This window comes from Alkalibaculum bacchi (assembly GCF_937875145.1).
Lineage (GTDB): Bacteria > Bacillota > Clostridia > Eubacteriales > Alkalibacteraceae > Alkalibaculum > Alkalibaculum bacchi_A.
On record NZ_CALNCS010000218.1, the window covers coordinates 1 to 12,907 of the forward strand.

Genomic DNA, 12,907 nt, shown 5'->3' on the forward strand with positions numbered 1-12,907 from the left:
TATTAGAAGTAGCTCCTCCCCCATCAGCGTTCATTACCTTAACGCCGATGATTTTTGACTTTGGGGCAATACCCCTGTATTTACCTTTAGAAGCCGTTCCATCTCCGGCAATAATCCCAGCTACATGGGTGCCATGACCATTATCATCATATGGACTAGTATGCTTATTGACAAAATCTTTAAATGCAACAATTCGATTTTCTTTTGCAATTAAGTCTTCATGAGGATATACTCCTGTATCTAAAACAGCTACGCCTATCCCACTCCCATCATATCCAAAATCCTCCGACACTCCATCATCAACAGTACCTCGCACGATTTCCATTTGTGTGGTCACTTTGGAATCATCAGCAATAAAATTTACTTCTGGAAACTTTGACAACTCCTCTATTTTTGACGCTGGCATATCTACAGCCACCGCATCGATGAGCTCTAAATTATACTTTATTTTACAATTACATTCTTTTAATGCTTTTCTCGTGATTAGTTTATTAAAATCTTTATATAATATAATGATAGAAATATCTTCATTCCTATTTTTTTGAATTCGATTTAGTAATCTACTATCAATTTTTTTTCGTCTAGAAATAGCAAACACCCCTTTCCTGTGTTTGCTATAATCTATGTGCAAACGAGAAAAAGGGTGATAATATGAGATTAGTTATTTCTTTTTCGTGATCTTGTTTTGATGTATTTGACTTCTTCTACTTCCTTATTTTCTTCTTGGATTTCTTCGCTTTCATCTTGAGTTTCTTCTTTTACTTTTTCTAATTCTTCCTTAATACCTATATCTTCTTCTCTATTTTCATTTATATCTTTAACCTTTTGTTTTCTCGCTTTTTTTCTTTTAGCCAATCTTTCTGCCTTTTCTGCTTTTATCTTTTCACGTCGTGCTTTTGTCTGTGCAAGTTTTTTTGCTCGTCTTTCCTTTTTTTCAGCCAATTTCTTTTCATTGACCTCCTTTTGCTTTTCAGCTGCTTCCGGATCTGAATGTAATAAATTATTTAAAATTGACATCTCTACCCCCATTAAATATCTTTCATATAGTTTTTTGCCATCTTTAGGAACTTATCAAATTTCTTCTGGTCTTCTTTTGAGAGTTTACCTTTCATATCTAGAATTAATTGAGCTACCTCTTCATTAGAAGCCGTTTTTTTAAATTCGGTAATCTTCTTTATTGAATCGTTCAGTTGATTGCCGTATTTCTTATCCAGCTCTTTTAGTTTTTTCTCTACTTTATCTTGGCCGATGGTATTTTTTAGTTCGTCAACTTTTTTTTCGTATAAAGCCTCATCATTCTGTTTTAAATCGCTGACTTTCTTGATCATATCCATTACATCTTTGTCCTTGATATGAATCCCTCCCATTTATAAGTTCTCAATAGTATTCTATGTCCTTGTTTTTAAATTGTGCTTTATTTTTTCACACTTTCCTCTATATCTACGTAATATGAACTAAGCAATACCAATATCATTATTTTAGGAGGTAAACAAATGTCTTGTTTTTTTGGAGATAACTGTGATTGTTCAACACTATTAATGTTTTTCTTGTTACTAATTGTATTATTTGACGACTTTGGTATATGCGGAGATAATAACGAAACATTATTATTCTTCTTCTTACTGTTAGTTATCATATTTACTAAATAAGATAATTACGTAAAAGACACCATCTATTCATCACCAAATGAATTGCTTAACGTAATATACAAAGGAGTAAATATTATAGCAACACAAACAGACACATACTAAAAATTGCATAAGATGCCCCTGTGTAGAATATAGACTATAGGGAAATAAGAATTTGGGAAATGGCCAATGCCATTTCCTATATATAATAGGGAGGTAAATATGGACTTTTTGCAAGGTATGTTTGATGATGATAATACGCTTTTGATCATTGTGCTTTTACTGGTAGTCTTTTTAATACTTAAAGATGATGGTTGTGGAGACAATATTTTTGATAAATTTAATATAGGAGACAATTGGTTACTGATTCTAATCGTTTTGTTAGTTATATTTGGCGACGGACTTAATATTTTCTAGAATCTGCAGAACCGACCTAGGAGATTCTAAGCAAATTTACATGACAAGGGTATTGCATTTTGATTCATTTGGGGGCTAATCTACTCGGTACATAATCCCCAAATGAATCAATAGATTACCTTCTACACAACAAAGGTCTAGATGCAACTCGGAAAGCATAGATTATAGTAAATAACTTGGAGTGTTGTATATGAATGAAAACAAATCCTATGAGTGGGGGCCAAAAGGGCATAGTCAGCTTCCATTGCATAGAAAAGCCTTTCCTTTAGACGATATGGATTCACAGCCGATAGAGCATCAGATTGTTAATACGGACTTTGAGGTAAGCTATAGCGAGGATACTGGAGACGTCATTCAGGCTGTAGAAACCCTTGATCCTTATCTTCATCCCAAAAATCAAATTCTCTTAAGAGCTTTAATCAAGTTAAATAGCATAAAACACGATGTAGGATCTCTTGTAAAAATCCAAAGCGAACCTTCCATTAACGCGGTAAGCGTTAAACCAATGACCATTAAGGAAGGTCTAGAGATTGCCCAAGAGATGTCTCCTTACTTGTCAGCTGGTGCCAATCGACAAGTCAACAATGCCATTTCAAGGCTCTATACAATAGATAAAATTAAAAATAGCATCAGTGGTATTAAAACTGCACAATCTCTAGAAATCAAGGCAGAATACATACTAGATAATCTCAAACTATTCATACCAAGAGACAAATACACAAAAATCAAACAGACCGTCAACATACTCAAATTACTTCAAAGCACCGCAGAAATTTCTCGCGTTGACGATTCTGTAGAAGAAGATACCGAAGATATGAATGAAAATCAACAATCAGAATCTTTTGAAAACCAAAGTGTAGGTCAAGACGAAAATAAAGATGAGCAATTATCCGACATCGTTGATTTGCTCGATAAATTTTCAAATAAAAAGACAGAGTGAATGTTCTTTACTCTGTCTTTTTTAGTGGTCAGCAATCAGCCACCAGTACTTTAGGGCTCGTTGATAACCCATTAATAAATCCGAAAGGAATACCTAAGCTGAACGTTGCTAACTCAAGAGGAATATCCTAGTCGAGCAAAATTTCATCTAAAATTTCCATCAATTCTTCTTTCCCTCTTTTTGCAGTAGAAGAAAATAAGATAATATCTTCTGGACCGTCTAAGTCGAATGCTCGGATGATTTGTTTTATGTTTTTTCGATAGTCGTTGTTCTTTACTTTGTCAATTTTTGTGGCTATAACTATAGGAATTATGTCCATCTTTCTAAGCCAATTATGCACTTCTATATCATCAGCAGTAGGCTCATGCCGAAAATCAATTAAGTGTATGACAATTGTTAGATTTTCACGTTTTTTTATATACTCTTCAATCATCCTCTTAAAATCTTTTCTTTCGTCTCTAGACACTTTGGCGTATCCATAACCAGGCATATCTACAAAGCAAAAAAGATCTTCTACATTATAAAAATTTATAGTTCGGGTTTTTCCAGGCTGAGAGCTGGTTCTAGCTAGGGCTTTTCTATTAATCATTGTGTTAATAAACGAAGATTTACCCACATTTGACCTACCCAAAAGCAAAACTTCTGGTAGGTCGTGTTGTGGATAATGTTTTGCATTTACTGCACTAATAATCAAATGAACGTTATTGATTTTCATTATAAATCACCGTGAAACACCAATTGAATAACCTCTTCCATATTGCTTACAGCGGAAATATGAAGTTCTTTTTTAATATTATCTGGTATTTCATCTAAATCCTTCTCATTTTCTTTAGGAATAATGATATTTCGAATATTTGCTCGATGAGCGGCTAAAAGTTTTTCTTTTACCCCACCAATTGGCAACACTCTTCCTCTAAGAGTGATTTCTCCAGTCATGGCTAGATTCTGATTTACTGGTGTTTTTGTCAACATGGATAGTAAGGCAGTAGTCATGGTAATTCCTGCAGAAGGACCATCCTTTGGTATGGCTCCCTCGGGAACGTGAAGGTGAATATCTAATTCTTTATAAAAGTTCTCATCAATACCTAGGTCTTTTGTTTTAGATCGGATGTAACTAATTCCTGCTAGAGCGGATTCCTTCATTACATCCCCTAACTGTCCGGTAAGTTCGACCTTTCCTTTTCCTGGCATTGAAATAGCTTCAATTTGTAATGTCTCTCCACCTACAGATGTCCAAGCCAAGCCGTTGACCAAGCCAATTTCTTTTTTGTCTTCGATAATATCATAGAAGTATTTTCTTGGTCCTAGGAATTTCTCTAAGTTTTTATTATTCACAGTAACGGATTTCTTATTATCTTCTACGATAATTCTAGCTACTACTCTACAAATACGCGCAATGAGTCGTTCTAATCCACGTACTCCAGATTCCCGAGAATAGTGATTGATCACTTCCATTAATGTCTCTTCAGAAATTTTGATATTGCTCTTCTTCAATCCATTCATTTCAGTTTGTTTTGGCAAGAGATATTTTTTAGCGATTTCCAATTTTTCTTGAGCCATATAACCTGATAATTCAATGATTTCCATACGGTCTAATAATGGACCTGGTATTGTACTTGTGCTATTAGCCGTAGTAATAAACATGACTTTTGATAAGTCAAAAGGAAGTTCTAAATAATTGTCTGTAAATGTTGTGTTTTGCTCTGGATCAAGAACCTCTAATAGAGCAGATGCTGGATCCCCTCTAAAGTCTTGACTCATTTTATCTATTTCATCTAGAAGAAATAGTGGGTTTTTGCTTCCAGCTTGTTTAATATTATAAATAATTCTTCCAGGGATAGCTCCTACATACGTACGACGATGTCCTCGAATCTCAGCTTCATCTCTCATTCCACCTAATGACATTCGAACAAACTTACGACCTATCGCACGTGATATGGATTTTGCTATGGAAGTTTTACCCACACCTGGAGGTCCTACTAAACATAAAATAGGCGCTTTTAAGGAATTTGATAGTTTTGTTACAGCTAAATACTCTAGGATTCTTTCCTTTACTTTATCTAAAGCATAATGGTCTTCATCTAAAATCTTTCTAGCTTCCTTTAGTTCAATAAACTCTTGTGTTTCTGTATTCCAAGGTAAATCTAGAATCCATTCGATATAAGTTTGAATAACTCCAGCCTCACTTGTTCCTGATGGAACTTTGCTTAACCTTGAGATTTCCTTTTCTACTTTTTCTTTGATTTCATCCTCTAAATCCAGCTTAGATAATTGCTCTCTATACTCTTCAATGACATTAGAAGTAGAGCCATCTCCAAGCTCTTCTTGAATGACACGCATTTGCTCTCTTAGATAATATTCTTTTTGCTGCTTATCCATTTGGTCTTTGACTTTATCGTCAATATCCTTCTCTATTTCAAGGAGCTCTAATTCTTTTACTAATACTTCGTATATTTTGTATACACGTCTTTTCGTATCGAGCTCCTGGAGTAAATCCTGGCTTTCTTCAATATCTAAAAGCAAATTTGCTCCAATGACATCTAGTAGTTGATCTGTGTTTTTAATAGAATCCATAGCCAAAATGATATCTGGTGATGATTTCTTCGTCAAACCGAGGTAGGTTATAAAAGATTGTTTCGTCATTCGCAATAAAGCTTTTGATTCTTTATCTTTTAGTTCTTCCCCTTTAATCTCTTGTATATGAACTTTAAAAAAGTTTTCTTGCTCAGTATATTCTGTAACCAGTACTCTGCTTTCAATTTCTACTAAAACTCGAATAACATTTCCTGGCATCTTTAAGAGTTGTTTTACAACAGCCAATGTACCTACAGAGTATAAATCTTCTGGTTGTGGATCATCTACATCTGCATTTCTTTGACAGATCAATATAACATTTTGATCATCTGCCATAGCTTCTTCTAATGCATTTATAGATTTTGTTCGCCCTACGTCAAAGTGTAAAACCATTCCTGGAAATACACTTAATCCCCTTAATGGGATTAGGGGGTATTCTTTATCTTGCAAAATTTCATTTGGCTCTTCTTCTATATATTTAATGGTATTGTCCAAACCCTAAGTCCTCCTTAACAAAAACAGTCTATTCGTTTATCATTATATCATTTTAACTATCTTATGCAATTATTACAACAAAAAAAGTGTGAATACTGTCAAATGATTTAAAATACAAGTCACTAGGCTAAAATCTCTAGTCCCTGGCTTTATGGAATTGTCTTGGGGTCTCATAATGGAATATGAAATAACCCGAAACGGCTAGCGACTAAAAAGCTCTAGAGGTTCTCTCTAGAGCTTTTTCTCAGCTAGCGCTTTCTTCGTCGCTTTTCTTTTTACTTGTTTTTTTAGGTTCTTCTAGTTGTTTTTCTCTGTATACTAGAAGAGGTGCTTTGTTTTTTGTGATGGTTTCTTCAGAAATAATACACCTGATAATGTCCTTTTGGGAAGGAACATCGTACATTACGTCTAACATTACTTCTTCAATAATCCCTCTTAAACCTCTAGCACCTGTTTCGTTTTTAAGAGCCTTTTTCGCGATTGCTTTTAAAGCACCTTCTTCAAAGATTAATTCTACATCGTCCATTTCAAACAATTTTTGATATTGTTTAACTAACGCATTTTTAGGTTCCGTTAAAATTCTTATTAGGGCCTCTTTATCTAATGGCTCTAATGTGGTGACAATTGGAACCCTTCCAATGAATTCAGGAATCAAACCAAATTTCAGTAAATCTCTTGTTTGAATCTCTTTTAATAATTCACTGCTAGTAGAATCTTTTTTTCCTCTGACATCGGCACCAAACCCAATTGCCTTACTACCACTACGTTTTGCAATAATCTTTTCGATTCCATCAAATGCACCACCAAGAATAAATAAAACATTCGTGGTATCAATTTGCAAGAACTCTTGATGAGGATGTTTTCTTCCACCTTGTGGAGGAACATTTGCTACTGTGCCTTCAAGAATCTTGAGTAATGCCTGCTGAACACCTTCACCACTAACATCACGAGTAATGGATGGGTTTTCACTTTTTCGAGCAACTTTGTCGATTTCATCAATATAAATGATACCTGTTTGAGCTCTTTCGATATCGTAATCTGCAGCTTGAATCAATTTTAGTAAAATATTCTCTACATCTTCCCCTACATAACCTGCTTCTGTCAATGATGTGGCATCTGCAATAGCAAAAGGGACGTTTAAGATTTTGGCTAGGGTCTGAGCTAATAAAGTCTTACCGGAACCAGTAGGTCCTAATAAAAGGATATTGCTCTTTTGAAGTTCAACATCGTCAATTTGCTCTGCATTAATCCTCTTATAATGATTGTATACTGCAACAGATAAAGATTTTTTCGCTCTTTCTTGTGAAATGACAAATTCATCTAAAAAATCTTTTATTTCATGTGGTACTGGAATATCTCCAACATTAATATCTTCATAGACGTATTCTTCCCCTACAATTTCTTGACAAAGGTCGATCCACTCATTACAAATATAAACACCTGGCCCTGCGACCATTCTCTTTACTTGATTTTGAGTTTTTCCACAAAATGAACAATTTATATGTTGTTCGTCGTTTTTCGTCACTATAACACCTCACTTACCTTGAAGTAATAACTTTGTCTATCAACCCGTAATCTTTTGCCTCTTTAGCGCTCATAAAATTATCTCTATCTGTATCTTTTTGAACGACTTCGATAGGTTGACCTGTTTTTTCACTTAATATTCTATTGATTTCATCTCTTGTTCGAATCAATCGGTTTGCGTAAATTTGTACGTCCACAGATTGACCTTTTGCGCCACCTAGTGGTTGATGAATCATAATTTCACTATTAGGAAGGGCAAATCTCTTTCCGTTTTGTCCTGCAGCTAATAAGAAGGCTCCCATTGATGCTGCCATACCAATACAAATTGTAGAGACGTCGCTTTTAATGTAATTCATGGTATCATATATAGCAAAACCAGCCGTAACAGAGCCTCCAGGACTATTAATATACAACTGAATGTCTTTGTCAGCATCTTCTGCTTCTAAAAATAGCAATTGGGCTACAACTAAACTTGCGGTTGTATCATTAACCTCACCATTTAAGAAGATGATTCTCTCCTTTAATAATCTTGAAAAGATATCGTAAGATCTTTCACCTCTGCCTGTTTGTTCTACAACCATAGGAACTAAATTCATATCCATAAATCCCACTCCTTTTTTATCTATTAATTCTTTTGTACTGCATTTTCAACTAAGTATGCAATTACATTTTTTCTCTTAACTGTTTCTTGGAAATATTCTTTATCACTATCTGTCATAGTCTCTTTCATCTTGTCTGCTTCCATATTATAAGATTTTGCATATTCTTCAATAGCTTCTGCAATTTCCTCTTCTGTCGCTTGAATATTTTCTACTTCAGTTATTTTTGACAAAACTAAATCTGTCTTGATTTGGTTTTCTACGTCTCCTCTTGCACTTTCTCTAAATGCTTCTTCAGAAGAATTGGTGTATCTGAAATAATCTTCCATACTGATTCCTTGCATTTGCATACGGTATGAAAAGTTTTCTATTGTTTTATCGATTTCTTCATCGACCATTGGCTTAGGAATCTCAACAGTAGCGTTATCTACAGCAAATTTAGCTGTTTTGTTTTTTGCTTCTTCTTTTAGTTCATTTGTTTTTGTCTCTTGCAGTTTTGCCTTTAAGTCTTGTTTGTATTCATCTAATGTATCAAATTCGCTAATGTCTTTAACGAATTCGTCGTCAATTTCAGGCAACTCTTTTGTCTTTATTTCGTTCACTTTTACTTTGAAAATAGCTTCTTTTCCAGCTAAGTCATCAGCATGATACTCTTCAGGGAAATTTACTTTTACGTCTACTTCTTCTCCTACTTTTATGCCAATTAATTGTTCTTCAAAACCTGGAATAAATTGTTTTGATCCTAACACTAGATTGTAATTTTCACCTTTACCGCCTTCGAAAGCCACTTCATCTACAAACCCTTCGAAGTCAATTACAACTGTATCTTGTTCTTTTGCAGCAGTACCTTCTTCAACACTTACCAATCGAGCATTTTGACTTTGAATTTTTTCTAATTCTGCATTGATGTCTTCATCTGTTACTACATAATCTAAACTTTCGATTTCAGCGCCTTTGTATTCACCTAATTCTACTTCAGGTTTTATAGCAACGCTTATAGTCATAACAAGACCTTCTTGTGCATCTACTGTATCTAAACTTTCCATAGATGGTCTAGAAACTGGAAATAAACTATGTTCTTCTACAGCTTTATTATAAGCCTCTGGGAATGCAAAATCAATTGCGTCTTCATAGAATACATTCACTCCATATTGTGCTTCAATGATCTTTCTTGGTGCTTTTCCTTTTCTAAATCCTGGAACTGTAAATTTGCCTCTGCTCTTATTATATGATTTGTTTACGGCTTTATTAAAGTCCTCTGCTGAAACTTCTATTTTTACCGTCGCTACATTTTTTTCTATTTTTTCAACTGTTGATCCCATCAAAATCCTCCTATATACACTTTCTTCTTCTGAATAAATAAAATTTTAACCTTTTCATTATAACATACGATTTCAAAAGTTACAAATTGGAAATACAGATTTGTTACAAATCCAATCTGACCTTTTACCTATCGTAACTGCTGATAACAATGGTCTTTAACTTATTACTCGCTCTATGACTAAGGGCTTGAGCCTAAGGTTTTTGACCCGCCTAGCACAACCTAAACTCATTACGGATTGCTTAGTAGCGAATCGGCGAGGGCATCGTTTCCTACGTGAGCTTTTGCATAAAGCCTTGTAGCGCTCAAATAAATACCCTGATGCTCGTGACTAAAGGCTAGGGTCTAGGGATTAAAGCACGGAAGGTGCTTTAATCCCTAGCTTGCATTATACCAAACTTTTTCCGAATCAAAACAAAAAACACATAAATTTTCTATATTTTTTCTTTTAGAAAACGCCCTGTATAAGATCCTTCATATTGAGCCACTTCCTCTGGTGTTCCTGTAATGACGATACTCCCACCGCCTTCTCCACCTTCTGGACCTAAATCAACAACATAATCTGCAACTTTAATCACATCTAAATTATGTTCAATAACCACTACAGTGTTCCCGTGATCTACTAGTTGTTCTAAGACCATAACCAATTTATCTACATCTGCAATATGAAGTCCTGTAGTGGGCTCATCTAAAATATATAAAGTTTTGCCCGTACTCCTTTTACTCAACTCCGTAGCCAATTTAATTCGCTGTGCTTCTCCTCCGGATAACTGAGTAGATGGTTGTCCTAATTTAATATAGCCTAATCCTACCTCGTTTAGCGTTCGCATCTTTGATTCAATTCTAGGAATATTCTTGAAAAATTCAAATGCTTCCTCAACAGTCATTTCTAAGACATCGGCAATGCTCTTTCCTTTATATTTTACCTCGAGTGTTTCTCTATTATAGCGTTTTCCCTTACAGACTTCGCAGGGAACATACACATCAGGGAGAAAGTTCATTTCGATTTTTATAATTCCGTCGCCCTTGCAGATTTCACATCTTCCACCTTTTACATTGAAACTGAAGCGACCTTTTTGATATCCTTTCGCTTTTGCGTCTGGTGTCTGAGAATATAAATCTCGGATTATATCAAATACCCCTGTATAGGTGGCAGGATTTGATCGTGGTGTTCGGCCTATTGGAGATTGATCAATATCAATGACTTTATCAATATTCTCAATACCTACTATTTCCTTATGCTTTCCTATCTTTCTGTTTAAGCGATTGGTCTTGTGGGCTACACCTTTATAAAGGATTTCGTTTATCAATGTACTTTTTCCCGAACCAGATACTCCCGTCACACAGTTTAACGTTCCAAGAGGGAATTTTACATTGATGTTCTTTAAATTATTCTCTTTGGCTCCTTTAATTTCAAGAAAATGTCCATTTCCCTTTCGCCTTTGGGATGGAACAGGGATGCTCTTCTTGCCACTTAGGTACTGACCTGTTATAGACTTTCTAGACTTTTTAATCTTTTCTACATCTCCTTCGGCTACTACTTCGCCTCCGTGAATGCCAGCACCAGGTCCAATATCAATAATATAATCCGCTTCGTACATGGTGTCCTCATCGTGTTCAACGACAATCAATGTATTGCCAAGATTGGTGAGGTTTCGCAAAGCCTGAAGAAGCTTCTCATTATCTCTCTGGTGTAGACCAATACTAGGTTCATCTAATACATATAAAACACCAACTAAACCTGCACCTATTTGAGTAGCTAAGCGAATTCTCTGAGATTCACCACCCGAAAGGGTACCTGCACTTCGAGAAAGATTCAGGTAGTCTAGTCCTACATCCTTCAGAAAATGTAGGCGAGATTTTAATTCGATTAATATTTGCTCAGAGATCATCTTTTCATATGGCGTTAATTGGATTTTGCGGAAAAAGTCTATGCTATCTTTTACAGACAAATCCGTCAATTCGATGATATTCACATCCTTAACAGTGACTGCCAGAGTCTTGTCATTTAATCTCTTTCCCTTGCATGTAGGGCAAGGAATATCTGACATAAAGCTCTCAATCTTCCTTAGCATCTGTTCTGATGTTGTCCCTCTATGCCTTCTGTCCATATTTTTTACAATACCTTCAAAGACTACATCTTTTTCCTTCCATCCTCCAAAATGAGAATTAAAGTTAATGCGAACGATTCTGTCTGTTCCGTAAAGAAGTGCATCCATAAATTCTTTCGGAGCATTTTCTAAAGGCTCATCCATAGAAAAATCGTAAAGCTTTGCTAGCTCTGATACGACTTCATGGTAATAAGTGTCTTCATTGCCTATTCCATAGAATTGAACAGCTCCTTTGTTTAGAGATAGAGTCCTATCAGGAATTAACAATTCTGGATCCACTTGACTATGAAACCCTAAGCCATTACATTCCTCACACATGCCAAAGGGATTATTAAAGGAGAACATTCTAGGTTCTAATTTATCCATAGAAATACCGCAATCGTGACAGGCAAATTTTTCACTATAAGTATGCCTTTCTCCGTCTATTACATCAACTATAATAACTCCATCCGACATTTTCAAGGCTGTTTCTATAGAGTCTGCTAATCTTTTTTCCATATTTTCTTTTACTACTAAACGGTCGATGACTATTTCAATAGTATGCTTTTTGTTTTTATCTAAATCAATTTCTTCGCTTAATTCAAACATATCGCCATCGATAATCGCTCGCACATATCCATCTTTCTTAATGGATTCAAGAAGTTTTTTGTGCTGTCCTTTTGCGCCTCGAATAATAGGTGCTAGTATCTGAAACTTTGTCCTAAGCTCCATAGACATAATCTGATCTACCATCTGGTCTACAGATTGGGATGAAATCTCCTTACCACATTTAGGGCAATGAGGAATTCCTATTCTAGCATATAATAATCGGTAGTAATCATAAATTTCCGTAACCGTTCCTACAGTGGAGCGCGGATTTCTATTCGTGGTCTTTTGATCAATAGATATTGCTGGAGACAAGCCTTCAATACTTTCTACATCAGGCTTGCTCATTTGACCTAAGAACATTCTTGCATAGGAAGAAAGAGACTCTACATACTTTCTTTGTCCCTCTGCGTATATGGTATCAAAAGCTAAAGAAGATTTCCCAGACCCACTAAGCCCAGTCAAAACCACAAACTGATCCCTAGGAATCTTTACACTGATATTCTTAAGATTGTGTTCTTTAGCACCTTTTATCGTAATGTATTTCATAAATGCTCCCTTCGTTTAAGTTGTAAGTTCTATGTTGTAAGTTCTAAGTTTTTAGTCACCGAAGGTGACTGTTATGCTTTTACATAGAACTTAGATCTTAGAACTACCGAATTTAAGCCCTCTTTTGAGTTCTAAGTTCTACGTTGTATGTTCTAAGTTTTTGG

12 protein-coding genes are annotated in these 12,907 nt (G+C 35.2%); 3 read left to right on the forward strand and 9 right to left on the reverse strand.

Annotation, left to right across the window (positions count from 1 at the left end; translation table 11 throughout):
- The 3 genes from Q7P22_RS12870 to Q7P22_RS12880 form a co-directional block, all read right to left on the reverse strand.
- Positions 1-631, reverse strand: a 631-nt coding sequence (locus Q7P22_RS12870) for a S8 family serine peptidase (RefSeq protein ID WP_303864774.1), incomplete at its 3' end; no start/stop codon positions are given.
- A 26-nt stretch (positions 632-657) separates the two neighbouring features.
- Positions 658-1,017 (reverse strand): hypothetical protein, encoded by a 360-nt coding sequence (locus Q7P22_RS12875; RefSeq protein WP_303864776.1) that lies wholly within the window; start codon positions 1,015-1,017, stop codon positions 658-660.
- A gap of 11 nt (positions 1,018-1,028) precedes the next feature.
- Complete coding sequence (locus Q7P22_RS12880; RefSeq protein ID WP_303864778.1) at positions 1,029-1,367, reverse strand: hypothetical protein; 339 nt, start codon at positions 1,365-1,367, stop codon at positions 1,029-1,031.
- A 126-nt stretch (positions 1,368-1,493) separates the two neighbouring features.
- Here Q7P22_RS12880 and Q7P22_RS12885 point away from each other — a divergent pair, with 126 nt between their 5' ends.
- From Q7P22_RS12885 to Q7P22_RS12895, 3 genes are all read left to right on the forward strand, one after another.
- On the forward strand, positions 1,494-1,649 hold the full coding sequence (locus Q7P22_RS12885; protein WP_303864780.1) for a hypothetical protein: 156 nt from the start codon (positions 1,494-1,496) through the stop codon (positions 1,647-1,649).
- A 201-nt stretch (positions 1,650-1,850) separates the two neighbouring features.
- A complete protein-coding gene (locus Q7P22_RS12890; RefSeq protein ID WP_303864782.1) occupies positions 1,851-2,045 on the forward strand; it encodes a hypothetical protein in 195 nt (64 codons plus the stop codon).
- Between the two features lie 190 nt (positions 2,046-2,235).
- Entirely contained in the window at positions 2,236-2,985 is a 750-nt protein-coding gene (locus Q7P22_RS12895; RefSeq protein WP_303864784.1) for a hypothetical protein, read from the forward strand.
- Between the two features lie 127 nt (positions 2,986-3,112).
- On the opposite strand, the gene yihA is transcribed toward Q7P22_RS12895, so the two are convergent.
- The 6 genes from yihA to uvrA all read right to left on the reverse strand — a co-directional run bounded on the left by yihA (position 3,113) and on the right by uvrA (position 12,743).
- Positions 3,113-3,700, reverse strand: coding sequence for a ribosome biogenesis GTP-binding protein YihA/YsxC (gene yihA, locus Q7P22_RS12900; RefSeq protein ID WP_303864786.1), 588 nt, complete (start codon positions 3,698-3,700; stop codon positions 3,113-3,115).
- Positions 3,700-6,054 (reverse strand): endopeptidase La, encoded by a 2,355-nt coding sequence (lon, locus tag Q7P22_RS12905; RefSeq protein ID WP_303864788.1) that lies wholly within the window; start codon positions 6,052-6,054, stop codon positions 3,700-3,702. Before lon ends, yihA begins: the two co-directional genes overlap by 1 nt.
- Before the next feature lie 244 nt (positions 6,055-6,298).
- Positions 6,299-7,579, reverse strand: coding sequence for an ATP-dependent Clp protease ATP-binding subunit ClpX (gene clpX / locus Q7P22_RS12910; protein WP_303864790.1), 1,281 nt, complete (start codon positions 7,577-7,579; stop codon positions 6,299-6,301).
- 13 nt (positions 7,580-7,592) lie between these two features.
- On the reverse strand, positions 7,593-8,174 hold the full coding sequence (clpP, locus tag Q7P22_RS12915; protein WP_303864796.1) for an ATP-dependent Clp endopeptidase proteolytic subunit ClpP: 582 nt from the start codon (positions 8,172-8,174) through the stop codon (positions 7,593-7,595).
- Positions 8,175-8,203: 29 nt separating this feature from the next.
- Positions 8,204-9,499 (reverse strand): trigger factor, encoded by a 1,296-nt coding sequence (gene tig / locus Q7P22_RS12920; protein WP_303864792.1) that lies wholly within the window; start codon positions 9,497-9,499, stop codon positions 8,204-8,206.
- A gap of 433 nt (positions 9,500-9,932) precedes the next feature.
- Positions 9,933-12,743, reverse strand: a complete 2,811-nt coding sequence (gene uvrA / locus Q7P22_RS12925) for an excinuclease ABC subunit UvrA (protein ID WP_303864794.1) — start codon at positions 12,741-12,743, stop codon at positions 9,933-9,935.
- Positions 12,744-12,907: the final 164 nt, after the last annotated feature.

Coding starts and splice junctions, on each gene's coding strand:
- Q7P22_RS12875 (WP_303864776.1), bottom strand. CDS start 1,017: ATGTCAATTTTAAATAATTTATTACATTCAGATCCGGAAGCAGCTGAA.
- Q7P22_RS12880 (WP_303864778.1), bottom strand. CDS start 1,367: ATGGGAGGGATTCATATCAAGGACAAAGATGTAATGGATATGATCAAG.
- Q7P22_RS12885 (WP_303864780.1), top strand. CDS start 1,494: ATGTCTTGTTTTTTTGGAGATAACTGTGATTGTTCAACACTATTAATG.
- Q7P22_RS12890 (WP_303864782.1), top strand. CDS start 1,851: ATGGACTTTTTGCAAGGTATGTTTGATGATGATAATACGCTTTTGATC.
- Q7P22_RS12895 (WP_303864784.1), top strand. CDS start 2,236: ATGAATGAAAACAAATCCTATGAGTGGGGGCCAAAAGGGCATAGTCAG.
- yihA (WP_303864786.1), bottom strand. CDS start 3,700: ATGAAAATCAATAACGTTCATTTGATTATTAGTGCAGTAAATGCAAAA.
- clpP (WP_303864796.1), bottom strand. CDS start 8,174: ATGAATTTAGTTCCTATGGTTGTAGAACAAACAGGCAGAGGTGAAAGA.
- tig (WP_303864792.1), bottom strand. CDS start 9,499: ATGGGATCAACAGTTGAAAAAATAGAAAAAAATGTAGCGACGGTAAAA.
- uvrA (WP_303864794.1), bottom strand. CDS start 12,743: ATGAAATACATTACGATAAAAGGTGCTAAAGAACACAATCTTAAGAAT.